The following is a 24,220-nucleotide window of genomic DNA, read 5'->3' as shown; positions in this document are numbered from 1 at the left end:
GGAGAAGACGCCGCCTCGCGACGCGCCTCAGCATGACCCTTCCTTTGATGATGTCCTAAACTGTCGTATCGTTGTCCTTGCGACATCGGCGACAGGAGGCTACTGTAACTCGCATGCAAGCCGCTCGCATGCAAACCGCTCCACTGCGCGTAGGACTGATCGGCTTCGACGGCGTGAACGCCATCGATCTGGCCGGCCCGCTCGAAGTTTTCGCCAACGCGCGCGACCTGACTTTGGGCTCGGACCCTGAAGCGGGCACCGCGCTGCGCTACGAGACGGTCGTCCTGGGCGTAAGCAAGAACGGAGTGAGCAAGAAAGCCTTCACCGCCGACTCCGGCATCATCTTCCAACCACACACCACGCTCGCGCAGGCGCCGGCGCTCGACACTCTTCTCATCCCGGGTGGCTCGGGGTTGCGCGTGCCTTATGTTCAAGACGCGGTCGCGCAGTGGCTGCGCGCCCACGCGAAGGATATCCGGCGCGTGTGCTCGGTCTGTACCGGCATCTATGGATTGGCCGCGAGCGGCCTGCTCGATGGACGCCGCGTGACCACGCACTGGCGCTGGGCGCGCAAGGTCGCCGAGCGCTTCCCGCTCCTCAAGCTCGAGTCGAACGCCATCTTCATTCAAGATGGACCCTACTTTACTTCCGCCGGGGTGACTGCGGGCATCGACCTCGCGCTCGGACTGGTCGAGCAGGATTTCGGAGCGGCGCTCGCGCTCGAGGTGGCGCGCGAGATGGTCGTCCACTTCAAGCGCGATGGCGGGCAGGAGCAGTACTCGCAGCCGCTGCAGTTCCAAGTGGCAGCGTCGTCGGACCGGCTGGCTCCCTTGGGCGCGTGGATCCCCGCCCACCTCAAGGATGACCTTTCCGTCGAAGCTTTGGCGGCGCGGGCGTGTCTCTCGCCGCGACAATTCACCCGCCGTTTCCACAAAGTGTTTGGCGCCACGCCGGCGGAGTTCGTCGAGACGCTGCGGCTGGATGAAGCGCGGCAGCGGCTGGGCGCGCATGGCAAGTCCGCCGTTTCCATAGCGGCAGTGGCAGAGTCGGTCGGGTTCGCCTCGGCAGACGCATTCCGGCGCGCGTTCGAGCGCCGTTTCGGCGTGAGCCCACGCAGCTATCGCCGCCGCTTCGGCGACGGAGCAAGCGTTTTTGGAGCAAATCCTGTCTCTAACGCGCGGCGGGCTCACGGATCAAGAGCAGGCTCGTCGAAATCGTACCCGAACCCGGCTCACAAACCTGGAGGAAAGTCATGAAGCGCATCCTCGGTCGCGTAGTCGGTCTAGTGCTTATCGTCGTCGGCACCATCGCGCTGTTCTGGCAGCCGACGTTCCACGCCGCGGCGTCGGACAACGCTTCGCAGAACGCACCCCGCTACACCTCCGACAACAAGCTGGTGGCGCCGGCGAACTATCGCGACTGGAACTACCTCTCGTCCGGCTTGGGCATGACCTATTCGAAGAGCGGACCGGAAGACCATCCCATGTTCACCAACGTCTATGCCACGCCTGAGGCCTATCACGCCTTTCTGAAAACTGGCGAATGGCCGGACAAGACGATGCTGGTGATGGAGGAGTACAGCTCGGGCACCGAAGGGTCGATCAACCAGGGTGGACATTACCAGTTGGCGCTAATGGGCATCGAGGCGCACGTGAAGGATTCGGCGCGGCCCGGAGACTTGTGGAAGTTCTATGGCTTTGACGACGGCGGTACGCCGGCGGACGCACGCGGCAACGGAAACGCTTGCACCAAGTGTCACACCAAGAACGGCGGCGTGGAAGATACTTTCGTGCAGTTCTATCCCACGCTGCTGCCGGTGGCGCGCGCCAAAGGCACACTCAGGCCGGGCACGGACGTCGCCGCGAAGAAGTAGGTCTAGGAGCGCCGGCGTCCCGCCGGCTGTTGCGCGGGCGTCTCGCCCGCGCATTTCTTCCGCCTGTATACTGCTTTTGCATGGCATTGGCCTTCAACCGCATCTTGCTCAAACTCTCTGGCGAAGCCCTCGCCGCCGGGCACGGCTTTGGCGTGGACGTCACCCGTGTCCACGAGATCGCCGGCGAGCTCGCGGCGGTGCAGGCCCTGGGAGTGCAGACGGCGATCGTGGTTGGCGGCGGTAACTTCTTCCGCGGCGTGGCCGAGCAGGCGCGCGACATGGACCGCGTATCCGCCGACCACATGGGCATGCTGGCCACGGTGATCAACGCGCTCGCTTTGCAGGACGCGCTGGAGAAAAAAGGCGTGCAGACGCGGGTGATGTCTGCCATCGAGATGAACCAGGTGGCGGAGCCGTTCATCCGGCGGCGCGCGCTGCGCCACCTCGAAAAGGGACGCATCGTGATCTTCGCCGCGGGCACCGGAAACCCGTATTTCTCCACCGACTCGGCCGCATCCTTGCGCGCGATGGAGATCAAGGCCGACGTGGTGATGAAGGCCACCAAGGTCGACGGCATCTACGACGCCGACCCGGTCATCGTGAAAGACGCCAAGATGTTCGACCACATCACCTACCTCGACGTCCTGAAAAAGGGACTCAAAGTGATGGACGCCACCGCCATCGCGCTCTGCCGCGAGAACAACCTGCCCATCGTGATCTTCAACCTGAACCGTCCCGGGAATATCCAACGGGTGGTGAGCGGCGAGAAGATCGGCAGCCTGGTAAGCGCCTAGGATTCCAGTGATGCTGCGTGGCGGGCTGATCGCCGAAGCCTAGGAACCCGCTTTGGCCACGGATTGCCACGGATGGACGCGGATTTCTTTTCTTTCGTTGTCCAGGATGATGCGGCGTACCTGGGGCATCGCGCCGAAGTTCAGCAAGAGCCCGACTTCGATACGCGTTCCGCGCAGATAATTGATGACTTGCGCCTCGCGCGACTTCTCCAAGATCGAGCAAGCCTTCAGCTCCACGACCACGAGATCCTGAACAACGAAATCTGCCTTAAAGTCCCCATCGCCAGTGACTCTTCGTATACGGACTCAAGAAACCCGGAGCCCAACTCGTTGTAGACCGGGTAGAACGCGCCAATGATCTTTTCTGTCAGTTCCTCGTGTTTCATTGGCCGTGACGTTAGGCCGCGCCCCCGAATAAAACAAGAACAAAATGATCCGTGCGATCCGTGTGATCCGTGGCTAATGGTTTTTGCCGACTGTCATTTATAATCCCCCGTTTCCGGTAACTGTGCTCCCGCAACCAGGAGAAATCTGTCATGGCCATGGCCAACGTACCCGCCTTGAAAGACGAGTTCGCGAAACTGAAGACGCGCATGGATAAAGCCGTCGCCGACTTCCAAACGCACATGGCGGGCGTGCGCACCGGGCGCGCCAACATCCACATGCTCGACAACGTGAAAGTCGACTACTACGGCTCGGAGATGCCGCTGAACCAGATCGCGCAGGTGCACGCGGCAGACGCGCAGATGCTCACCGTGCAGCCCTTCGATCCGTCGTCGCTGCCGGCCATCGAGAAGGCGGTGCGCGCGGGCGACCTGGGATTCAATCCGCAGAACGATGGCAAGATCATCCGCATCCCGGTGCCGCCGCTCACCGAGGAGCGCCGTAAGGAGATGGTCAAGCACCTGCACAAGATCCTGGAAGACCATCGCACCGCGGTCCGCAACATACGCCGCGACGGCAACGACGTGATCAAGAAGGCGCTCAAGGACAAGAAGGTCTCGGAAGACGAGGAGCGCCGCGCCCTCGAAGAGATGCAGAAACTTACCGACGCCGAGATCAAGAAGATGGAAGACATGAGCGCCGGAAAAGAAAAAGAAGTGATGGCGATCTGAGCGGCACTCCGCTCCAGGTCACCCTGCTCACCTCGCACCTGTGCAATTGATCCGTGTTCATCCGCGTCCATCCGCGGTAAGCTTTCCTGCATGTCACAGAAGATCGTCCACGCCGCGTGCCCGCACGATTGTCCTGACGCCTGCGGCGTGCTCATCACCGTGGACGAAGTCAGCGGGAAGGCGACGAAGATCCAGGGCGATCCCGCGCATCCGGTGACGCGCGGATTCCTGTGCGCGAAGGTCGCGAAGTATCTCGACCGCGTCTACTCGCCTGACCGTCTGCTGTATCCGATGAAGCGGCGCACACCGAAAGGCACGGGCGGGCCGGAGGCCTTCGAACGCATGTCGTGGGAGGCGGCGCTCGCCGAGATCGCGCAGCGGCTTCAGCAGGTGAGCGACGAGTTCGGGCCGGAAGCCATCCTTCCTTATTCCTACGGCGGCACGCTGGGCGCACTGGGCAACGCGTCCATGGACCACCGCTTCTTCCACCGGCTGGGCGCCTCGCAACTCGACCGCACCATCTGCGCCACCGCCGGCGGCGACGCGCTCGTCAGCGTGATCGGGAAGAAACTGGGCACCGAGCCGGAGCAGTTCGCGGAATCGAAGCTCATCCTCGCGTGGGGCGCGAACATCCACGGCACCAACGTGCATCTGTGGCCGTTCATCGAAGCGGCGCGGCGCAAGGGCGCGAAGCTCGTGGTCATCGATCCCTACCAGACGCGCACGGCGAAGTTGGCTGACTGGTATATCCCCATCAATCCCGGCACCGATGTTGCGCTGGCGCTCGCGCTGCTGCACGTGATCATTACTGAGAATCGGCACGACGCCGATTATGTTGCGCGCCACACGGTCGGGTTTGATGAACTGCGCGCGCGCGTGGCGGACTATCCGCCGGAGCGCGTGGCGCAGTGGACGGGGATCCCGGCGGAAGACATCCGCAAGCTGGCGCGGGATTATGCCGGGGTGCGTCCGGCGGTGATCCGCGTGAACTACGGCGTGCAGCGCGCGGAGAATGGCGGCGCCGCGGTGCGCGCCATCGCCATGCTGCCCTGCATCACGGGTTCGTGGAAAGAGGTCGGCGGCGGACTGCAGCTCTCGACCTCCGGCGCGTTCGGGCTCGACCAGCAAGCGCTCGAGCGGCCTGACCTGATGACGAAGTCGCCGCTCGGCCGCGCGGCGCGCGTGCTCAACATGAGCGAGCTCGGACGCATCCTCGAACAAATAGACGACCCTCCGGTGAAGGCCTTGTTCGTCTACAACTCGAACCCGGCCGCCATCGCCCCCGACCACAACCGCGTCGTCCGCGGCCTCAAGCGCGCCGACCTGTTCACCGTGGTGCACGAGCAGTTCTTCACCGACACCACCGACTACGCCGACATCGTGCTGCCCGCCACCACCTTCTTCGAGCACAAAGATCTGCAGGCAGCCTACGGACACTACTTCATCATGATGTCCCACCAGGCGATCGCGCCGGTGGGCGAGTCGCGCTCGAACGTGGAGACCTTCCGCGCGCTGGCGAAGGCGATGGATTTCCGCGATGACGATGACTGCTTCGACGATTCTGTGGACCAGATGATCGAAGACGCGCTCGGGAGCGGCGCTCCAGCACTCGAAGGCATCACGCGCGAGGGCTTGGAAGCCGCGGGACACATCCGGCTCAAGCTGAACGGGAGCGGACCATTCCTGCCCTTCGCCAACGGCGGTTTTCTGACGCCGAGCGGCAAGGCTGAGCTGTACAGCGCGTCGCTGGCGCAGCAAGGCATCGACCCGATCGCGAGTTTCGTCGCGCCGCGCGAGTCGCGGCACACCGAGGCGGCGAACAAGTATCCGCTCGAGCTGTTGGGACGCAAGGCCGACAACTACTTGAACTCCAGCTTCGCGAACCTGGAATCCATCCAGGAGATGGAGCGTCCCGACCTGCTCGAGATACACACTGATGACGCCGCCGCGCGCGGCATCCGCGACGGGCAGCAGGTCCGCATCTTCAACGACCGCGGCGCCATCACGCTCACGGCCAAGGTGAATGGCAACAGTACGGTCGCGCGCGGCGTGGTCGCGGCCCGCCTGAACTGGGCAAAGCTCACGCCCGGCGGACAGGGCATCAATATCAATGTGCTGACCTCGGAGCGGCTCACCGACATCGGACGCGGCGCGACGTTCTACTCCTGCCTGGTGGAGATAGCTCCGGCCTAGCAGATCAAGATCGAATGAAAGCAAGAGGAAGGGAGGAGAGGAGGTTTTTGAGTTTTGAATTGTGAATCTTGAGTTTTGAGTTTTCTGTATTTGTTCTTTTTTCTTGCTCTTCCCTCCTGTCCTCCCTTCCTCCTGTTTTTATTTGACCTGCACTGCTCTTCCTGCCGAAATAGCCATGACCGCTTTCCCGCAGCTCACGTCTAACGTTTCGCCGGGGGAGGGGCAGCCGCGCGCCGGCCGCGGGGACGGACGCGTTCCCTTGCTAGGCACGTGCAGCTTCTTTCCGTATAATCGGTGATTCCTTATCTCCCAGTGAGGTTCCTCCTATTTCTGCCTTGATCACGGGAATGAATTTGCGCGCGAGGCGCGTTCGCTCCGCTGCGGCACGCTGCCTGGTGGCAGCGTTCCTTGTGTTTATTTTCAGCGGTTTGGCAGCGGCGCAGCAGGAAGTGATCCAAGATGTGCAGATCCACGGCAACCGCCGCATCCCCACGGAGACGATCCGCGCGCGCCTGTTCACCCGCGTGGGCGACGTCTATGACCCGGCCGCCATCGAGCGCGACTTCAACTCCCTGTGGAACACCAGCTACTTCGAGGACCTGCGCATCGAGCGTGAAGAGACGCCGAAGGGCTACGTCATCCATATCTACGTGAAGGAGCGGCCGACCATCCGCCGCATCGAGTACAAGGGCCTGAACTCGGTGACGCAATCGGACGTGCTTGACCGCTTCAAAGAGCGCAAGGTCGGCCTCACGGTGGAGAACCAGTACGATCCCACCAAGATCAAGCGTGCGGAAGTGGTGCTGAAGGAGCTGCTCTCCGAGCACGGACGCCAGTTCGCCAAGGTCACGCCGGAGATCCATCCCATCCCGCCGGCGGCGGTGGAGGTGGTGTTTAACATCGTAGAAGGCCCCAAGGTAAAGGTGGGGAAGATCCGTTTCGAGGGCAACAAGCACATCCCGAGCCGCACCTTGCGGACGGCGATGAAGAACCTGCGGCCGCTCGGCATCCCACACTCCATCTTCCTCGAGAGCCTGTTCTCGAAGACCTACGACGCTACCAAGCTCACCGAAGACGCCGAGCGTGTGCGCAACGCGTACCAGGAACGGGGCTACTTCAAGGCGCTGGTGGGCGATCCGCAGACCAAGGTGCGCGACTCCGGCGGCCTCAACTTGCCCTTCTTCTGGAAGGCGAAGCACGGCAAGGCAGTCGATGTCACCATCCCGATCGAGGAAGGCGAGCGCTACAAGCTGGGCTCGATCACTTTCAAGAACAACAAGGCCATCGCGAACCAGAAGCTATTGCGTTCGCTCTTCCCCATCAAGGACGGCGCCATCTTCAACACCGACTTGATCCGCAAGGGCCTGGAGAACCTGCGCAAGGGCTATGGCGAGCTGGGCTTCATCAACTTCACTTCCGTGCCCGACACCAAGATCGACGACGAGAAGCATCTCGTCTCGCTCGAGATCGATGTGGATGAAGGCAAGCCCTTCTACGTGCGGCGCATCGAGTTCCAGGGCAACACCACCACGCGCGACAAGGTGATCCGCCGCGAGCTGGCGGTCGATGAAGGCGGCATCTACAACAGCCGCTTGTGGGACATGAGCATCCTGCGCCTCAACCAGCTGAATTATTTCGAGACGCTCAAGGCGGAGCAAGACACTGAGATCCATCGCAACGAAGCCGAGGGCACCGTCGACCTCACGCTCAAGCTCAAGGAAAAGGGCAAGAACCAGATCGGCCTCAACGGCGGCGTGAGCGGGCTCTCCGGCTCCTTCATCGGGCTGAACTACCAGACCAATAACTTCCTCGGGCTGGGCGAAACGCTCACCGTGGAAGCGAACGTGGGCTCGCGCGAGCGCAACATCATGTTCGGATTCACCGAGCCGTACATGTTCGACCGCCCGCTGCAGACCGGCTTCACCGTCTATCACCGGCGCTACGACTACAACCAGGCGCAGCTGCAATCCCAGATCAGCGGCCAGGCGGTGAACCTGCCCGCGAACTTTCTCAACACGCTGCAGAACTTCAACCAGTCGTCCACCGGAATAACGCTCTTTGCCAGCTATCCCCTGCGCCACTCGTTCAAGCGTGTGGGCCTCACGTATTCGCTCGACCGTTCGAGCGTGAACACGTTCAGCGATGCTTCCCGCAGCCTGTTCGAGAACATCCAGTTCCGCACCGTGGCCGGCCCCGACTCGCTCAAGGGCATCGTGACCAGCAAGGTGCTGCCGAGCTTCTCGTTCAGCACCATCAATGCGCAGTTCCGGCCGACCGGCGGACAGAGCCTGTATGCCGGCGGCGAGATCGCCGGGCTGGGCGGCAACGTCCGCGTGGTGCGGCCGATCGTGGAATACAAGCGCTGGTTCCCGATGCGCGGCCTGCGCATGACGCACGATCCCAACGACGCGCCCCAGATCCTCGGCGTCCGCGTGCAAGGCTCATTCCTGTCGGGCTGGGGCGGCATCGTGGCGCCGCCGTTCGAGCGCTTCTACCAGGGTGGCGACAGCGACTTGCGTGGATTCGACACGCGCACCCTCTCCCCTGCCATCTACCTGGTGCAGAAGATAAATTTCCCGCTGCTCAACCCGGATGGCACGCAGGTGCCGATCGATCCCAGCAACCTGCGCCGCGGCTTCGTCACCGTTCCTATCCCGGCGCGGCAGCTGCTGTTCCCTGGCGGCGACACCAGCGTGGTCACGAACGTGGAATACCGCATCCCCATCGCCGGGCCGGTGACGGTCGCGCTGTTCAACGATTTCGGCTTGAACATGGTGTTGCGTCCCAGCCAGTTGCTGCTCAGCGAAGCCTCCGTCAACTCGCTCAACAGCGGCAGCTTTGGCTGCGCGAGCCTCGATTTCAACTTCCAGTGCGTCGGCATCTCGCCGCCGCTGCCGCAGTTCTCGCGCGACATCAACGTGATCAGCGGCACGAATTATGTCCCCCGGATGTCTACCGGAGTGGAGATCCAGGTGCTCATGCCGGTGATCAACGCCCCGTTGCGCGTCTACTACGCCTATAACCCGTTCACGCTCGATACCATCACCAGCACGCCCAACCAGATCTCGCGTGACATGTTCCCGGTCGGCGGCGCCGGCGACTTCAGCTACCAGCAGGCGCTCCGCGCCTTCGCTCCCGCGTATCGGCTGCACGAGCCGAAGTCGACCTTCCGCTTCACGGTCTCGACCACGTTCTAGGGCACGCGCCGAGCCCACGTGTGGGATACCGCACCCAGCCCCGCCGGCGCCGGGGCCGGCCCGCCGGGTGTTTGACCGGGTCTTTGGAAAGCCCGTATAATGGCCGTATTCGCACCCGCGAGATCTCTCAGTGGGAACCCCGTCCCCGCCGCAAGGCTGCTGTGGAAATGCGGTTGGCCGCGCCGTCTGAAAGGTTTCTAAGGGATTCGCAACACTCTGATAGGAGTCCAAAAGATCCGATGAATCGCACGTACGCACGTCTCGCCCTGGTCCTCGCCCTCGCGCTCTCGCTCACCGCACTGGCGCAGACCAGCCGCGCCGCCGCATCGCCTGCTGCCTCGCCTGCTTCGCCTGCTCCATCCGTGCAGTCGGGCAGGATCGGCATCATCAACATCAAAGGGGCGATCGTCGCCTCCAACGAAGGGCAGCGCGATTTCGAGGCGCTGCAAAAGCGCTTCGATCCCAAGAACTCCGAACTCAAGTCGCGGAACGACGAGATCGAAGGCCTGAAGCGGCAGCTGCAGACGCAGGGCGAGAAGATGAACGAACAAGCCCGCGCCGCGCTCGTGGCACAAGTCACGCAGAAGCAGACCGCGCTCAAGCGCTTCGTCGAAGATACCCAGGCCGACCTCAACGGACAGCAGAACCAGCTGGCCGGGACGATCGGTGGGAAACTGATGAAGACGCTCGATCGGTACGCGCGCGACAACGCCTTTGCGCTGGTGCTCGATTACTCGAGCGACCAGAGCGCAGTGCTGTGGGTCGGTCAGGGCGTCGATATCACCGAGGCCGTGATCCAGGCTTACAACGCGGAGTCGGGCGTCCCGGCACAACCCAAGTCGACGGCGGGACCGTCGGCGTCGAGACCCGCGCCCAAGCCCGCGACCACGACACCGGCCAAGCCCCGCTAGTTCCAGCTGCGGAAAAAATAAAGCCGCCCGTTAGGGCGGCTTTTCTTTTTCTACTGGTGTCTATCGCCTCCAACCAGGAGGTGAGGAAATGTCTTCGCATGGATTGTTCGATGACGTCCTGCTCGAGACCACTCGCGGCGAGCGCCGGCGCAGAAAACTGACGCTCTTCGCCACGCTTGCCGGCGAAGCCGTGGTGCTCGCCGCGCTCATTGCTATCCCCTTGCTCTACCTTGATGCGGTTCCGGGATATTCGGTGCACGCGTCCACGCTCGCGCTGCCGCTCACGCCCGCCCCGGCCGGGGAGCCGGATGCGCCGCGGGATGCCGGCACGCCTTCTGCGCGCGGTGGGCCCAGTGTGGTGCTCATCCCCGTGACTGATGCGCCGCTCGATCCGCGGCTGTCCTACGGACAGGCGCGTCCGCGCACGGGCGGCGGTCCCAATACCGGTGACAGTGGGCCATCGGCGCCGTGGGGATGTCCGGGTTGCGTGCCCGGCGGCACGGGCACGAACCTGATCGCCGCCGCCAACATTCCGCCACCGCCGCATCGCCCGGTGATCTCCCGCGTGGACGAAGCCATGATCCTGCATCGCGTCGATCCGGTCTATCCCTCGCTCGCCAAGCTCACCCGCGTCCAGGGCGAGGTCGTGCTGCGCGCGATCATCGGCAAGGATGGCAGGATCGAGGGTCTGCAGGTCGTCAGCGGACATCCGCTGCTCACTTCCGCCGCCGTCGGCGCCGTCTCGCAGTGGCGCTTTCGTCCGTATCAGCTGAATGGGACGCCGGTGGAAGTGGAAGCGCAGGTCACGGTGCGCTTCATCCTCGGTGGCCGGTGAGGCGTCGTCACTCCGAGGGGTCATCGCTTTCGAGGGCGCCGCTGCGGAGTTGCGGAGCCGTTTAATAAACGCAGCGCAGAATTTTCCGCCACCTCGTGGAAAACCCTGTGCAAGAGCGGGACGTGCGGCCAAGGTTACAAAGTCGTTTCAGCGAGTTACACAGATTGCATCCATTCCGCGACATTCAACAAAGTGGAATGGAATGTTGCGTTTATCTTTCTAAGGCCCGCCGGAAAGCGGGCCTACCTAGCGGCTGGAAAACCGCGTGGCGGCGTGCAGGGAGTTTTGCACAGCCGGGATGAGCAAAACGCCGGAGACCCGCGTAAAACCTGCCCGCCGCGTGCCAGGCCATCTGCCCTGCCGCGGTGCGAAAAGGCTTCGTCTTATTGAGGGTCGCAGCAACACAGGCGCCCGCGCGCTACGCGCTTGGCTGGCTGCTGCGCCCCGCGCGCTCTGCTCGCGCTATACCGCGCTCGCTGCGCGCTCACCCGTCTCTTATTCCTCGCCTACACGCAGCACGGCGAGGAAGGCTTCCTGCGGAATGTCGACGCGGCCGATGCGCTTCATCCGTTTCTTGCCTGCTTTTTGTTTTTCCAGCAGCTTGCGCTTGCGTGAGATGTCGCCGCCGTAGCACTTGGCGATCACGTTCTTGCGGATGGCGCTCACCGTCTCGCGCGCGATGATCTTCGCGCCGATGGCCGCCTGGATAGCGACCTCGAACATCTGTCGCGGGATGAGCTCGCGCATCTTCGAGACCAGCGCGCGTCCGCGGTCGTAGGCGAAGTCGCGATGTACGATGAGCGAGAGCGCGTCCACCGGCTCGCCCGCCACCATGATGTCGAGCTTCACCATGGGCGATTCCCAGTAGCCGGAGAGGTGGTAGTCGAGCGAGGCGTATCCGCGGGAGACCGACTTCAGCCGGTCGTAGAAATCGAGCACGATCTCGACCAGCGGCAGCTCGTAAGTCAACATCACGCGCGTCCCGCTCACGTACTCGAACCCCTTCTGCTTGCCGCGCTTATCTTCCACCAGCTTCAGGATGCCGCCCACGTACTCCTCCGTGGTGAGGATGGTGGCCACGATGACCGGCTCCTCCACCTTGGCGATCTCGCTCGGGTTGGGCCAGCGCGAAGGGTTGTCGATCTCGACTAACGTCCCGTCCGTCTTCGTGACCTTGAAGCGCACGCCCGGCGCGGTGATGATGAGTTCGAGGTTGTACTCGCGCTCGAGCCGCTCCTGGATGATCTCCATGTGCAAGAGGCCGAGGAAGCCGCAGCGGAAGCCGAAGCCGAGCGCGACCGAACTCTCCGGCTCGAAGAAGAACGAGGAATCGTTGAGCCGCAGTTTTTCGAGCGCCTCGCGCAGGGCGGTGTGCTCGTGCGCGTCCACGGTGTAGAGCCCGGCGAAGACCATGGGCTTGATCTCTTCGAAGCCGGGCAGCGGCTCGATCGCAGGCCGGTCCTCGTGCGTCACGGTGTCGCCGATCTTGGTGTCGCCCACGTTCTTCAAGTTCGCGAGCAGGAAGCCGACCTCGCCGGCGACCAGCGTCTCCACCTCGACCGGCTTGGGCGTGAGCACGCCGAGATTCTCCACCTCGAAGTTCTTGCCGTTCGACCACAGCCGGATCCGGTCGCCTTTATTCACCGTCCCCTGGAAGACGCGGACGAGCACCACGACGCCGCGGTAGGGATCGAACCAGGAATCGAAGATCAGCGCCTGGAGATGGTTCTTCGCGTATCCCTTGGGATGCGGGATGCGCTGCACGATGGCCTCGAGCACCTCCGGGACGCCGGCGCCGGTCTTGGCGCTGACCAGCAGCGCGTCCTTGGTGTCGAGTCCGATGGCGGTCTCGATCATCTCTTTCACGCGCTCGACCTCGGCCGAGGGCAGGTCGATCTTGTTGATCACCGGGATCAGGTCAAGCCCGTGATTGATGGCGAGGTAGGAGTTGGCCAGCGTCTGCGCTTCCACGCCTTGCGAGGCGTCCACCACCAGCAGCGCGCCCTCGCAGGAAGCGAGTGAGCGCGAGACCTCATAGCTGAAGTCCACGTGCCCGGGCGTGTCGATGAGGTTGAGCTGGTACTCCTGTCCGTCTTTCGCGATGTACTTCATGCGGACGGCGTGCGCCTTGATGGTGATGCCGCGCTCGCGCTCCAGCTCCATGTCGTCGAGTACCTGCGCTTGCATCTCGCGCGCCGTCACTGAGCCGGTGAGCTCGAGCAGCCGGTCGGCAAGCGTGGATTTGCCGTGGTCGATGTGCGCGATGATGGCGAAATTGCGGATGAACTTGCGGTCCATATGGGAGCGGAACAGCGCGGGTGATCGCGAGTAGTAATGAATGATTCTAGCATCTGGCTGACAACTGATAGCTGCTCGCCGCTAGCAGGCCGTGGGCGGTGTAGAATCCGTGGCCCATGAAAAAGCTAGCGCTCATGTTGCTGTTCGCCGTCCTAGTTGCGGTCCTGCTTGCGACCTCCGCCGGCGCACAGACGCTCTCGCCCGAGGTGAGACAGTACGTGAAAGTAGACGCGCCGGACGTCGTGCTGATGCACGTCCGCGTGATCGATGGCACGGGTGCCGCCGCGAAGGAAGACCAGACCATCGTCATCAATAGTGGGAGGATCCGGCTCATCGCGCCCGGCATCGCCAAAGTCGATGCCAGAGACGCCAGGACCATCGACGCGACCGGCATGACCGTGCTTCCCGGGCTCGTCCTTTTACACGAGCACATGTTCTATCCCGCGGGCGGCGGCGTGTTCCACGAGATGCCGTTCAGCTTTCCGCGCCTCTACCTCGCAACCGGCGTGACCTCGCTGCGCACCGGCGGCTCGATCGAGCCTTATACCGACATCGAACTGAAGAAAGCCATCGACGCTGGAAATGCCGTCGGCCCGAAGATGCACGTGACCGGTCCGTATCTTGAAGGCAGCCCGGCGCCCATCCTGCAACTGCATGGCCTGGGCAGTCCGCAGGAAGCGCGCAGCACGGTCGCGTTCTGGGCAGGTGAGGGCGCGACCTCGTTCAAGGCTTACAACGTGATCACGCGCGCCGAACTCAAGGCCGCCATCGACGAAGCACACGCCCGCAAGCTGAAGCTCACCGGACATCTTTGCTCCGTCGGATTCCGCGAGGCCGCGAACCTCGGCATCGACGACCTGGAGCACGGGCTGATCGTAGACACCGAGTTCTATCCCGAGAAGAAGCTGGACGTGTGTCCCGACACGACCAAGGTGTCGTTGCACCTTGCGACCATGGACGTGAACGGCGCGGAGATCCAGCAGACCATCCGCGAGCTCGTCCAGAAAAAGGTGGCGGTGACTTCGACGCTGCCGGTGTTCGAGATGTTTGTTCCGGGGCGTGACGCCACGCCGGCCCGCGTGCTGAACGCGATGAGCGATACCGCGAAGGTCAACTTCCTCGCCTCGCGCGCGCGCCTCGACGATCCGGCGCGCAACCAACAGCACTACGGCTCGCCCACGGCGCCGTGGGGCAAGCTTTTCCAGATGGAGATGCAGTTCGAGCGCGCGTTCGCGAAGGCCGGCGGACTGCTCGTCGCCGGCACCGACCCGACCGGCAATGGCGGCACGCTCGCCGGCTTCGGCTCGCAGCGCGAGGTCGAACTGCTGGTGGAAGCCGGATTCACGCCGCTCGAGGCCATCCAGATCTGCACGCAGAATGGCGCGCGCTACCTTGGCATCGAGAATGAGGTAGGCACGATCGCGCCCGGCAAAGCCGCCGACCTCATCCTGGTCAATGGTTCGCCCGACAAGAACATCGCCGACATCGAGAAGGTGGACACCGTGTTCAAGGATGGCGTGGGCTACGATCCGCAGAAGCTCATCGACTCGGTACGCGGGCTGGTGGGGATCAGATAATGCTGCAAGTCATTTGGGAATATCGCGTGCACCGCGCCAAGGCAGACGCCTTCGAGAAGTATTACGGCGCGCGCGGCGACTGGGCGCAGTTCTTTCGCCAGGGCGCGGGATACCTTGGCACCACGCTGCTGCGCGACCCTGACGTCGTTGGAGTGGAAGCCGGCCACTACGCGACCATCGACCAGTGGGATTCCGCCGGCGACTTCCAACGCTTCAAAGAGAAGTTTGCCGCCGAGTACAAGCAGCGCGACGCGCACTGCACGCAGTTCACCAGCGACGAGCGATTCGTAGGACAGTTCGAAACGCTCTAGCCGGCATCCGTCGCCAGGACGCGCACGGCATAACCATCTTCATCGGACTCGAGCAGCATCTTCCCTGCCGCCGGCGGCAATTTCGTTCCCGCCTTCAAGCCGGCCTGCACTAGCAATCCCGCACCGCGCATGGTGAGCAGCCCGCCTTCGACCTGGGTGTCGCACTTGCGTTCGGCGTGCGCAACGTATTCGCGCCGCAGCTCGAGCAGCCGCTGGTACCACTTCCACATCTCGTTGCCCGGCTGCCAACTCAGTTTCGAGCGCTCGAAGCTCTGCGGATCTTCCGGATCGGGCGTGTCGGCGAAACCGAACTGCGCGAACTCCTTACGCCGGCCTTCGGCCACCGCTTGGTGCAACACCGGATCGCTGAAGCTGGTGAAGAAGAGGAACGGATTCTTCTCGTCGTACTCCTGTCCCATGAAGAGGAGCGGTGTTTGGGGCGCCAGCAGCAGCAGCGCGGCGGCGAGTTTGCGCGCGCCGCGCGGCAGCAGCGCCGTCAAGCGCTCGCCGTGGGCGCGATTGCCGACCTGGTCGTGGTTCTGCAGGTTCAAGATGTGCTGCTCCCCGCACATGCCTTCCGGCTTGGTGCCGCGCGGCTTGCCCCAGAACTTGAAGTGCTCGCCCTGGTAGACGAAGCCTTCGTTGAGCGCCTGCGCGATCTGCTCGGGGCGTCCGAAATCCTGATAGTAGCCACGGCGCTCGCCGGTGAACAGCGCGTGGACGGCGTGATGGAAGTCGTCACTCCAAACGGCGTCGATCCCATAGCCGCCCTGCGCGCGCGGGCGGACGAGGAGCGCGTCGTTGGCGTCGGACTCGGCGATGGTGATGATGGTGCGCTGTAGCTCCTGCTCGAGCGCGTCGACCGTCGCGGTGATCTCGGCGAGCACATGCTGCTTCGAGTTGTCGTAGATGGTGTGCACGGCGTCGAGCCGCAGGCCGTCCATGTGATACTCGCGGATCCAGTACGCGGCGTTGTCCACGAAGTAGCGGCGCACGCCCGCCGCGCCGTCGCCGTCGTAGTTGATGGCCTCGCCCCACGGCGTCTCGTAGCGATCGGTGAAGTAGGGCCCGAACATCCGCAGGTAGTTCCCTTCCGGACCGAGATGGTTGTAGACCACGTCCTGAATAACGCCGACGGCGAGCCGGTGCGCCGCATCTACGAAACGCTTCAGTCCATCCGGACCGCCGTAGCTCGCCTGCACCGCGTAGGGCGAGACGCCGTCGTATCCCCAATCGCGCGCGCCGGGAAAAGCCGCGACCGGCATGAGCTCGAGCACGGTGACGCCGAGGCGCTTCAGCTCGGCGAGCCGCGGGATGGCGGCGTCGAACGTCCCCTCGCGAGTAAAAGTCCCGACGTGCAGCTCGTAGAGCACATAGTCGCGCAGCGGCAGGCCGCGCCAGGCGGAGTCTGCCCAGCGAAAAGCGCTGGGATCCACGATCTCGGTGGGCCCGTGGACGCCCTCGGGTAGAAAACGCGAGACCGGGTCTGGGACAGGCTTATTGTCAGGCTTCTGGTCGTCGACAATGTAGAAGTAGCGGTCGCCGGCGCGCGCCGGGGCTTCCACGGCGAAGCTGCCATCGAACGCAAGCTGCTCGCGCTGCATCTCGAGTGCTGTGCCGCCGCCGGCGAGTTGCAGACGGACGCGCTTCGCGCTCGGCGCCCAGACGCGGAACTCGGCGGTGCCATCAGGTCGGGCGTTGCCCCCGTATCGCAGCGTCATCTCTGCTACGTTAAACACTGGCGGTAAGATGCGCCAGACTGAATCTGTGGTTCATGCGGCATGAATTCTTCTCTCCTCATCCTCGCCTCCGCCTCGCCGCGCCGTGCCGAGTTGCTGCGCGCGGCGGGCATCACCTTTCGCATCGAAGTCTCGAACCTCGAGGAAGCGCGCGCGCCCGGTGAGGCGCCCCGGGCATATGCCGAGCGCCTCGCGCGCGACAAAGCTCGCGTCGTCGCGCGGCGCTTTCCCGGCGAGCCGGTGCTCGCGGCAGACACCATCGTGATCCTGGCCGGCGCCGTCCTGGAGAAACCGGCCGACGCCGCCGACGCCGCGCGCATGCTTCGCCAGCTCAGCGGACGCGCCCACGAGGTCACCACCGGGGTTTGCCTGGTCCGCGAGCCGAACGGCGGGGCTGGAAAGGAAGCCAAGGAAGACGTGAGGGAAGACGTCCGCAGTGAGACCACGCGTGTCTACTTTCGCAAACTCAACGAAAAGGAAATTGCGGAGTACATCGCGACCGGCGAGCCGATGGACAAGGCGGGCGCATACGCGATCCAGGGCGGCGCGGCGCGCTGGGTCGAAAAGATCGAAGGGGACTACAACAACGTGGTGGGATTGCCGGTCGCGCTCGTCACCAGCATGCTGCGCGACGCGAAGTTGTTCTAGCTATCTTTCTTGTCCTTGTCGCTTGCCGAACTGCTCGACGACGGGCCGCTCTCGCCATCCTTGATCGACGACTTGAAGTTGCGAATGCCTTCGCCCAGGCCCTTGCCGAGTTGCGGCAGCTTGCCCGCGCCGAAGATGAGCAGCGCGATGCCGAAGATGATGAGCAGTTCCGGAACCCCGAGTTTCATTTTTGGCCTCCAGAGGCTTTGAACCCGCCAACCGCACGCAAGTCGCGTGCTCAGATTGTAGGCTGCCGCGCTCAGGGGGTCAAAAAAGAGGCTAATCCTCATGCCCGGAGGGGTTCGAGGCGGAAGCGTCGAGGCGGGCGGCACCCGCCCTCGACTCTCACCTTAGTTCCTGGCCACCGCTGCTGCCGGCTCCTGCCCTCCCCGCTGGTTGTTTTCGGCGCCGGCGGCGGTAGAATCGCGGCGAGTCTTTCGCGAATATGACGATGGAGCCCGGCGAGTTCAAGCTGACCTTCCGCATCGAGCAGCTGCCCGACGGCACCTTCGTCGGCCGGAGCGACAACCCTAAACTCGAGATCACGGGCGCCACGCCGCAAGAGGTGCAGCAGAAGATCCAGCACAGCATGGGCGCGCGCTTCGTGGAGCGGCTCGGCATACACCTCACCACCAACGTGACCGGGAGCGGCGTAGAGGTCACCGCCACGAAGAATACGCCCGGCGCGGCCGATGCTCCGGCGGCAGGTTCGTCTGCGCCCGCGGTGTTCTCGTCGCATGTGTCTTCGGCAAACGTTTTCTCGTCCCCTCAGTCCGAGGTATCCGGCACCGAACCGATCACGGCCGAGCCCATCGACGCCGGCTCGTTGCGCGCGCAGCGGCTGCTGGGGACACTGCTCGGCCTGGCCATCGCTCTCGGAATGCTCTGGTGGTTCTTCCACCGCTGAGCGCACCGGTCCGGTATTACACTAGTCGGCCATGCCGACCACACCGACGCGCACCGATCCGCTCTCTTTTCTCGGCGCCAGCCTCAACGACCTGAAGCAACGGGGCACGTACTTCAAGCTGCGCGTGCTCGACGATGAGCAGGCGCCGGAATGCACGTTCGACGGCAAACGCGTCATCAACCTGGCGTCCAATAATTATCTCGGGCTCACCACGCATCCCAAGCTGCGCGAGGCGGCGGAGAAAGCGGTGCGCGATTTCGGGGTGGGTTCGGGCGCGGTGCGCACCATCGCCGGCACCATGAAGCTGCACATGGAGCTGGAGGAAAAGATTGCGCGCTTCAAGAACGTGGAGGCGTGCGTGGTGTTTCAATCCGGATTCACGGCCAACGCGGGAACGGTGTCGGCGATCCTGGGCAAGGACGACTTCATCATCTCCGACGAGCTGAACCACGCCTCCATCATCGACGGCGCGCGGCTCTCGCGCGCGAAGATACTCGTCTTCCGCCATAAAGACGTTGCGCACGCCGAAGAGCAACTCGCTTCCGTGAAAGACCAGCCCGGACACAAGCTGCTCATCACCGATGGCGTGTTCTCGATGGATGGCGACATCGGTCCGCTGCCCGGCCTGTGCGACGCGGCGGAGAAATACGGCGCCATCATGATGGTCGACGACGCGCACGCCTCCGGCGTGCTCGGCCGCAACGGGCGCGGCACCATCGACCACTTCAGCGTGCACGGCCGCGTTGACATCCAGGTCGGGACACTGTCCAAGGCCATCGGTTCGATCGGCGGCTACATCTGCGGCACGCGCGACCTGATCGAGTTCCTCTACCACCGCGGGCGTCCGTTCCTGTTCTCGACCTCGCATCCGCCGAGCGTGGCGGCAACCTGCATCGCGGCCTTCGATGTGCTCGAGCAGGAGCCTGGACTCATCGACCGGCTGTGGGACAACACGCGCTACTGGAAGAAGGAACTCGGCGGGCTGGGCTTCAACATCGGCGGGCAGAACACGCCGGCGAGCGAGACGCCGATCACGCCCATCATCATTGGGGATGGGCGACGGACCATGGATTTTTCGAGCGCGCTGTTCCAGGAAGGCGTCTTCGGGACCGGCATCGCGTTCCCCACGGTGCCCGAAGGAAAAGCGCGCATCCGGACGATCATGACCGCAACCCACACGCGCCCGCAGTTGGATAAGGCGCTCGAGGTTCTGCGCAAGGTGGGAAAGAAGATGGGAATACTGGCGTGAAGCACGGAGTTGTCATTCCCGGAGTCGTCATTCCGACGAGCCCGCCGCGGCGGGCGACGAGGAATCTGCTGTGTTAGACCGGCGCAGCATTGCCATTCGTTTCGCGCTTCCACTCGTCCCGCTCGCGCTGGTCGCCCTGGCGATTTCCGCGCCGCTGCTCGCGACCTCGCCGCTGCTCAACATCTCCATCCGAAACTTCTTTTCTATCGTGTGCCATCAGGATGCGGCGCGCTCGTTCTGGATCGCGGGCGCTCCGATGGCGGTGTGCGTGCGGTGTTTGGGGGTCTACCTGGGCGCGGTCGTGGGCGCGGTGGTTCCGTTGCGGCGCGCGGTAGCGCTGAGGTTAGTTGCCGCAGCGGTGGGGTTCAACGCGCTCGACGTCGCCGCGGAAGCGTTCGGCCGGCATGGCAACCTGCCGGCGATGCGCTTCGGGTTTGGTCTCGCGCTGGGCGCGGCGGTGGGCGCGCTCGTCGCCGCATGGGTTGCGGACTCGGCCGCCTTAAAGTTGCGCCGTTCAGCTTCCCTCCCGTTATAATCCCGCCCTTCCCCAAGCAAATCTTGTGATGGACGAGGTCGCGCGCATGTCCGCAACGGAGATCGGCAGGCAGACCAGATCGCAGGCCAAGATAAAGACCGGCGGCGAGCGCGAGACCGAGATCTACGCCGCGGGCGTGAAAGGACTGAAACCGCGCGTGCCCACGCGCCTCGACGTGCTCGAGCTGCGCGCCAAAGAAGTGCTGAAGCCGGAGGCCTACGATTACGTTGCCGGCGCGGCGGGTTCGGAAGACACGCTGCGCGCGAACCTCGAAGCCTTTCGCCGCTGGCGCATCGTGCCGCACATGCTGCGCAACGTGGAGCAGCGCGATCTCTCCATCGAACTCTTCGGCGCGCACCTGCCCGCGCCGCTCGCGCTCGCGCCCGTCGGCGTGCAAGGCATCATCCACAAAGACGGCGAAGTCGCCACCGGACGCGCCGCTGCCTCGCTTGGCATTCCCTTCGCGCTCTCGACGGTGAGCTCGCGCTCGCTGGAAGAGGTTGCCAAGGCGATGGGCGACGCGACCCGCTGGTTCCAACTTTACTGGGCGCGGCATACGGAGATCACCGCCAGCCTGCTCGAGCGCGCCGAACGCGCCGGCTACAGCGCGCTGCTGGTCACCCTCGATACCACCATGCTGGCGTGGCGTCCGCGCGACCTGGATCATGGCTATCTTCCCTTCCTCACCGCCGAGGGATTGGCGAACTACTACTCCGACCCTGCCTTCGTCGCCGAGCTGAAGTGCAAGCCGGAGGAGAATCGCACCGCCGCGGTGAATCTGTGGCGCAGCATCTTCTCCAACACCAGGCTCACCTGGGATGACATTGCGTGGCTGCGCGCGCACACCAAGCTGCCCATCGTGCTGAAAGGGATCTTGCGCAGTGACGACGCCGCGCGCGCTCTCGATCATGGCGTGGACGGCGTCATTGTTTCTAACCATGGCGGACGCCAGGTCGATGGCGCCATCGCCACCCTCGAGGCGCTGCCCGCCGTGCTCGAAGCCGTCGGTGGAAAGTTGCCGGTGCTGATGGATAGCGGCATCCGGCGCGGCGCCGACGCGCTCAAGGCGCTGGCGCTGGGCGCGCGCGCGGTGCTGCTCGGACGTCCCTACGTCTATGGCTTGGCGATCGCGGGGGAAGACGGCGTGCGCGAGGTGGTGGAGAACTTCCTTGCCGAATTCGATCTCACCATGGCGCTGAGCGGCTACACGCGCGTCAGCGAGCTTTCGCCGGAAGCGCTCGTCCGAGATCACTAAAACCAAATCCTTGGCCACGGATCTCACGGACGAGCACGGATAGGTCTTCTTCTTTCTTTTCTTCTTCTTTCTTTTCTTCTTCTTCTTTTGTTTTTATCCGTGTGATTTCCGTGCCATCCGTGGCCAAAGGTTTTGGTTGATTCGAACCCACGCCGCGATCGCGTCGGGCAAATAACAGTTGACTTGCAAACCAAACGACCTCAATATCTTGTGCAGTTCGTGTTACCCCTCCCACTAATGGGGCATGAAATGGTTCAGGGCTCCGGGCCCGCGACTGAAAAGGGAGAAATAATCCAAAAGGAGGCGACCAGCATGAAGAAAAAGAAGAAAGCCAAAAAGAAAAAGAGATAAGTGCGGTGACTTCCGCGAGGCCGGGGCCCCCGGCAGGCCCGCACTTTGACCTGCGGGAGTGGGAAGACCTCCCTCGCGCAAACAAAAACCAGGCCTCAGCCAAAGCTGAGGCCTTTCGTCTGGTTAGCGCCAGCAAGACTCACGTTCCGAGCGTAGAATATTCAGTACACCGCCGGGATTAGGTCGCGCATCCAACTGGTGGCAGTCGATTTCCCCAGGGAAAAAACGTGTCGATGAAGAACGCCCTTTTGTCCGCCCTCCTGCTCTCCACCCTGCCTGGCTTCGCTCAGCAACCTGCAACGCTGCCCGCTCCACCGCAGCCGGCCACAGCGCAGCAGCAGCCGGCCGGCCAGATGCCGCCAGATACCAAGGCGCCCGCGCCCAAGCCGGACCTCGTCAAGGCGAAGCCGGCCGACAAGACGCCGGCCAAACCGCGCACGCCTGACAAAGCGCAGGCCTACTACCACTATTCGCTGGCGCACATCTACGAAGAGCAGGTCGCGATCTACGGACGGGCGGAGTTGGCGCAGCGCGCCATCCAGGAATACCGGCTGGCCATCGAGAACGATCCCAACTCCGAGTACTTGAATGCCGGGCTGGCCGAGCTCTACGCCAAGACAGGACGTATCCGCGAAGCTGTGCTCGAAGCGCAGGAGATCCTGAAGCGCGATCCCAACAACATCGATGCCCACAAGCTGCTCGGCCGCATCTACCTGCGCTCGCTCGGCGACTTGCAGGCGGGCACGCAGTCGCAGGAAGTGTTGAAGCTGGCTATCGAGCAGTTCGAACAGATATCGCGGCTCGAGCCCGCCAACAGTGACACCTTCCTGCTGCTCGGACGGCTCTATCGCCTGAACAACGAGATGCTGAAAGCGGAAGGCGCCTTCAAGCAGGCGGTGAAGCTCGATCCGCAGTCGGAAGAAGCGGTGATCGGGCTGGCGTATCTCTATGGCGAAGAGGGCGACAACGCTCGCGCCGTCGCCACGCTCAATGCTGTTCCCGATAAGAGTGGCAAGATCTGGGCGGCGATGGGCGTGACCTACGAGCAGCAAAAGGAATACAAGAAAGCTGTCGCGGCGTTCAAGCAGGCGGTGGCGTACGACCACGACAATCTCGACGCGCAACGCGGTCTGGCGCAGAACCTGCTTAACGACAATCAGTCGCAGGCGGCGCTCGAACAGTACAAGCAGATCGCCGAGGCCGATCCGCAGGACGCGCAGACCTTCCTGCGCATCGCGGAGATCTATCGCCGCACCGGCAAGTTCGATCTCGCGCTCGACAGCCTCAAGAAGGCGGAGGCGCTGGTGCAGGATTCGCTCGACGTCCCCTTCAACATCGCCATGGTGTACGAGGCGCAGGGACGCTACGACGAAGCCGTCGCCACGCTGCAAAAGCTGCTCGACAAGACGGCCAAGGGCTCATACAGCTCCGGCGAGGCCACGAATCGCGCCGTCTTTTTGGAGCGCCTTGGCGCCATCTATCGCGAGCAGAACAAGACGCAGCCTGCAGTGGACACCTTCCGCAAGCTGCTCGACCTCGGTGACGAGAACGCTTCGCGCGGCTACCAGCTGATCATCGAGACCTATCGGGACGCAAAACAATGGGAGCAGGCCACCGCGATCGCGAGAGAAGCGGTGCAGAAGCTGCCCAAAGATCGTGGCCTGCGCTTGATCCTCGATGGACAGCTCGCCGACAGCGGCCAGGCCGACCAGGCCATCGCCGACGTGAAGTCGCAGATCAAAGGCAACGCCAATCCCGAAGACCGCGAACTCTACACCACGCTGAGCACCATCTATCAGCGCCTGCGCCGCTGGAAAGAGGCGGAGGACGCGCTCGACCAGGCGGAGAAGTTATCCACCAAGCGCGAGGAAAAGGATTACATCCTGTACATGCGCGGTGCGCTCTATGAGCGGCAAAAGAAATATGACGCGGCCGAAGACATGTTCAAGCGTATCCTCGCCGCCGATCCGCACAGCGCGATGATCCTCAACTACCTGGGATACATGCTTGCCGACCGCGGCGTGCGGCTCGAAGAAGCGCTGGGCTACGTGAAGCGCGCGCTCGAACTCGATCCCCAGAACGGCGCTTATCTCGATTCCCTCGGCTGGGTCTACTTCAAGCTTGGTAACTATGAGTTGGCGGAAGCCAACCTGCGCCGTGCCGCCGAGAAGATCTCGAACGACGGCACCGTGCTCGAGCACCTCGCCGACCTCTACCAGAAGACAGGACGCCTCAAACTCGCCGCCGCGCATTGGGAGCGCGCGCTCGATGCCTGGAACAAGACGGTGGCCAGCGAGGTCGATCCCGCCGACGTGGCGCGCGTGCAGAAGAAACTGGAGTCCGCGAAAGTGCGTCTTGCCCAGCAACAGCAGGGCTCGGTGCGCAAGCCGCAGTAGCGAGTACCGAGTACCGAGTAACCACCCCGAGCGCGG

The 24,220-nt window shown here is 63.5% G+C and carries 20 protein-coding genes and 1 pseudogene; 16 read left to right on the top strand and 5 right to left on the bottom strand.

The genetic code is table 11. The annotated features are described in order from the left end of the window. The first annotated feature begins 128 nt into the window (after window positions 1–128). The 3 genes from M3P27_12535 (at window position 129) to pyrH (ending at window position 2,667) form a co-directional block, all read left to right on the top strand. Window positions 129–1,256: a GlxA family transcriptional regulator gene (locus M3P27_12535; protein MDP9269136.1), complete on the top strand. Its 1,128-nt coding sequence runs from the start codon at window positions 129–131 to the stop codon at window positions 1,254–1,256. After that, window positions 1,253–1,873, top strand: coding sequence for a cytochrome P460 family protein (locus M3P27_12530; GenBank protein ID MDP9269135.1), 621 nt, complete (start codon window positions 1,253–1,255; stop codon window positions 1,871–1,873). The genes M3P27_12535 and M3P27_12530 overlap by 4 nt, the downstream gene beginning before the upstream one ends. Before the next feature lie 80 nt (window positions 1,874–1,953). After that, complete coding sequence (pyrH, locus tag M3P27_12525) at window positions 1,954–2,667, top strand: UMP kinase (GenBank protein MDP9269134.1); 714 nt, start codon at window positions 1,954–1,956, stop codon at window positions 2,665–2,667. Between the two features lie 39 nt (window positions 2,668–2,706). On the opposite strand, the pseudogene M3P27_12520 reads toward pyrH, so the two are convergent. Further along, window positions 2,707–3,053: pseudogene (locus M3P27_12520) on the bottom strand (GxxExxY protein). Window positions 3,054–3,209: 156 nt separating this feature from the next. Here M3P27_12520 and frr point away from each other — a divergent pair. The 5 genes from frr to M3P27_12495 all read left to right on the top strand — a co-directional run bounded on the left by frr (window position 3,210) and on the right by M3P27_12495 (window position 10,918). Beyond that, the gene (gene frr / locus M3P27_12515; protein ID MDP9269133.1) at window positions 3,210–3,782 is read left to right on the top strand and encodes a ribosome recycling factor; all 573 of its coding nucleotides are present in this window, start codon (window positions 3,210–3,212) and stop codon (window positions 3,780–3,782) included. 90 nt (window positions 3,783–3,872) lie between these two features. Further along, a complete protein-coding gene (locus tag M3P27_12510; protein MDP9269132.1) occupies window positions 3,873–5,975 on the top strand; it encodes a molybdopterin-dependent oxidoreductase in 2,103 nt (700 codons plus the stop codon). A 395-nt stretch (window positions 5,976–6,370) separates the two neighbouring features. Next, window positions 6,371–9,172, top strand: coding sequence for an outer membrane protein assembly factor BamA (bamA, locus tag M3P27_12505; protein MDP9269131.1), 2,802 nt, complete (start codon window positions 6,371–6,373; stop codon window positions 9,170–9,172). Window positions 9,173–9,411: 239 nt separating this feature from the next. Continuing rightward, entirely contained in the window at window positions 9,412–10,083 is a 672-nt protein-coding gene (locus M3P27_12500) for an OmpH family outer membrane protein (GenBank protein MDP9269130.1), read from the top strand. An 88-nt stretch (window positions 10,084–10,171) separates the two neighbouring features. Continuing rightward, window positions 10,172–10,918, top strand: coding sequence for a TonB family protein (locus M3P27_12495; protein MDP9269129.1), 747 nt, complete (start codon window positions 10,172–10,174; stop codon window positions 10,916–10,918). Window positions 10,919–11,413: 495 nt separating this feature from the next. Here the strand turns inward: M3P27_12495 and lepA are convergent, their stop codons facing one another. Continuing rightward, the gene (gene lepA, locus M3P27_12490) at window positions 11,414–13,216 is read right to left on the bottom strand and encodes a translation elongation factor 4 (protein MDP9269128.1); all 1,803 of its coding nucleotides are present in this window, start codon (window positions 13,214–13,216) and stop codon (window positions 11,414–11,416) included. Between the two features lie 116 nt (window positions 13,217–13,332). Here lepA and M3P27_12485 point away from each other — a divergent pair, with 116 nt between their 5' ends. Next, entirely contained in the window at window positions 13,333–14,793 is a 1,461-nt protein-coding gene (locus tag M3P27_12485) for an amidohydrolase family protein (protein MDP9269127.1), read from the top strand. Beyond that, complete coding sequence (locus M3P27_12480; GenBank protein MDP9269126.1) at window positions 14,793–15,104, top strand: antibiotic biosynthesis monooxygenase; 312 nt, start codon at window positions 14,793–14,795, stop codon at window positions 15,102–15,104. Before M3P27_12485 ends, M3P27_12480 begins: the two co-directional genes overlap by 1 nt. Here the strand turns inward: M3P27_12480 and treZ are convergent. Further along, the gene (treZ, locus tag M3P27_12475; protein MDP9269125.1) at window positions 15,101–16,825 is read right to left on the bottom strand and encodes a malto-oligosyltrehalose trehalohydrolase; all 1,725 of its coding nucleotides are present in this window, start codon (window positions 16,823–16,825) and stop codon (window positions 15,101–15,103) included. The two genes, M3P27_12480 and treZ, sit on opposite strands and share 4 nt — an antisense overlap. 60 nt (window positions 16,826–16,885) lie before the next feature. Between treZ and M3P27_12470 the strand changes: the two genes are divergently transcribed. Continuing rightward, complete coding sequence (locus tag M3P27_12470) at window positions 16,886–17,491, top strand: Maf family protein (GenBank protein MDP9269124.1); 606 nt, start codon at window positions 16,886–16,888, stop codon at window positions 17,489–17,491. On the opposite strand, the gene M3P27_12465 is transcribed toward M3P27_12470, so the two are convergent. Continuing rightward, entirely contained in the window at window positions 17,488–17,679 is a 192-nt protein-coding gene (locus M3P27_12465) for a twin-arginine translocase TatA/TatE family subunit (GenBank protein ID MDP9269123.1), read from the bottom strand. The genes M3P27_12470 and M3P27_12465 overlap by 4 nt on opposite strands. Window positions 17,680–17,936: 257 nt before the next feature. Here M3P27_12465 and M3P27_12460 point away from each other — a divergent pair, with 257 nt between their 5' ends. The 4 genes from M3P27_12460 (at window position 17,937) to M3P27_12445 (ending at window position 21,437) form a co-directional block, all read left to right on the top strand. After that, entirely contained in the window at window positions 17,937–18,398 is a 462-nt protein-coding gene (locus M3P27_12460; protein MDP9269122.1) for a hypothetical protein, read from the top strand. A gap of 31 nt (window positions 18,399–18,429) precedes the next feature. Next, a complete protein-coding gene (locus M3P27_12455; protein ID MDP9269121.1) occupies window positions 18,430–19,647 on the top strand; it encodes a glycine C-acetyltransferase in 1,218 nt (405 codons plus the stop codon). Window positions 19,648–19,717: 70 nt separating this feature from the next. Then, window positions 19,718–20,182, top strand: a complete 465-nt coding sequence (locus M3P27_12450; protein ID MDP9269120.1) for a DUF2085 domain-containing protein — start codon at window positions 19,718–19,720, stop codon at window positions 20,180–20,182. A 28-nt stretch (window positions 20,183–20,210) separates the two neighbouring features. After that, on the top strand, window positions 20,211–21,437 hold the full coding sequence (locus tag M3P27_12445; protein ID MDP9269119.1) for a lactate 2-monooxygenase: 1,227 nt from the start codon (window positions 20,211–20,213) through the stop codon (window positions 21,435–21,437). On the opposite strand, the gene M3P27_12440 is transcribed toward M3P27_12445, so the two are convergent. Continuing rightward, window positions 21,397–21,564, bottom strand: coding sequence for a hypothetical protein (locus M3P27_12440; GenBank protein ID MDP9269118.1), 168 nt, complete (start codon window positions 21,562–21,564; stop codon window positions 21,397–21,399). The two genes, M3P27_12445 and M3P27_12440, sit on opposite strands and share 41 nt — an antisense overlap. Window positions 21,565–22,021: 457 nt before the next feature. Between M3P27_12440 and M3P27_12435 the strand changes: the two genes are divergently transcribed. After that, window positions 22,022–24,184, top strand: a complete 2,163-nt coding sequence (locus M3P27_12435; GenBank protein ID MDP9269117.1) for a tetratricopeptide repeat protein — start codon at window positions 22,022–22,024, stop codon at window positions 24,182–24,184. The last annotated feature ends 36 nt before the right edge of the window (window positions 24,185–24,220 follow it).

Source organism: Acidobacteriota bacterium, assembly GCA_030774055.1.
In the GTDB taxonomy this organism is placed as follows: Bacteria; Acidobacteriota; Terriglobia; order Terriglobales; family Acidobacteriaceae; genus JACPNR01.
This window is presented reverse-complemented; position numbering and strand designations above follow the sequence as displayed.

Bases quoted from the DNA above. Each gene is read 5' to 3' on its own strand.
- frr (MDP9269133.1), top strand. From the start codon at position 3,210: ATGGCCAACGTACCCGCCTTGAAAGACGAGTTCGCGAAACTGAAGACG.
- M3P27_12535 (MDP9269136.1), top strand. From the start codon at position 129: ATGCAAACCGCTCCACTGCGCGTAGGACTGATCGGCTTCGACGGCGTG.
- M3P27_12500 (MDP9269130.1), top strand. From the start codon at position 9,412: ATGAATCGCACGTACGCACGTCTCGCCCTGGTCCTCGCCCTCGCGCTC.
- M3P27_12460 (MDP9269122.1), top strand. From the start codon at position 17,937: ATGACGATGGAGCCCGGCGAGTTCAAGCTGACCTTCCGCATCGAGCAG.
- M3P27_12435 (MDP9269117.1), top strand. From the start codon at position 22,022: ATGAAGAACGCCCTTTTGTCCGCCCTCCTGCTCTCCACCCTGCCTGGC.
- M3P27_12470 (MDP9269124.1), top strand. From the start codon at position 16,886: ATGAATTCTTCTCTCCTCATCCTCGCCTCCGCCTCGCCGCGCCGTGCC.
- M3P27_12485 (MDP9269127.1), top strand. From the start codon at position 13,333: ATGAAAAAGCTAGCGCTCATGTTGCTGTTCGCCGTCCTAGTTGCGGTC.
- M3P27_12465 (MDP9269123.1), bottom strand. From the start codon at position 17,679: ATGAAACTCGGGGTTCCGGAACTGCTCATCATCTTCGGCATCGCGCTG.
- pyrH (MDP9269134.1), top strand. From the start codon at position 1,954: ATGGCATTGGCCTTCAACCGCATCTTGCTCAAACTCTCTGGCGAAGCC.
- M3P27_12510 (MDP9269132.1), top strand. From the start codon at position 3,873: ATGTCACAGAAGATCGTCCACGCCGCGTGCCCGCACGATTGTCCTGAC.
- M3P27_12530 (MDP9269135.1), top strand. From the start codon at position 1,253: ATGAAGCGCATCCTCGGTCGCGTAGTCGGTCTAGTGCTTATCGTCGTC.
- M3P27_12455 (MDP9269121.1), top strand. From the start codon at position 18,430: ATGCCGACCACACCGACGCGCACCGATCCGCTCTCTTTTCTCGGCGCC.
- lepA (MDP9269128.1), bottom strand. From the start codon at position 13,216: ATGGACCGCAAGTTCATCCGCAATTTCGCCATCATCGCGCACATCGAC.
- M3P27_12495 (MDP9269129.1), top strand. From the start codon at position 10,172: ATGTCTTCGCATGGATTGTTCGATGACGTCCTGCTCGAGACCACTCGC.
- M3P27_12445 (MDP9269119.1), top strand. From the start codon at position 20,211: ATGGACGAGGTCGCGCGCATGTCCGCAACGGAGATCGGCAGGCAGACC.
- treZ (MDP9269125.1), bottom strand. From the start codon at position 16,825: ATGACGCTGCGATACGGGGGCAACGCCCGACCTGATGGCACCGCCGAG.
- M3P27_12480 (MDP9269126.1), top strand. From the start codon at position 14,793: ATGCTGCAAGTCATTTGGGAATATCGCGTGCACCGCGCCAAGGCAGAC.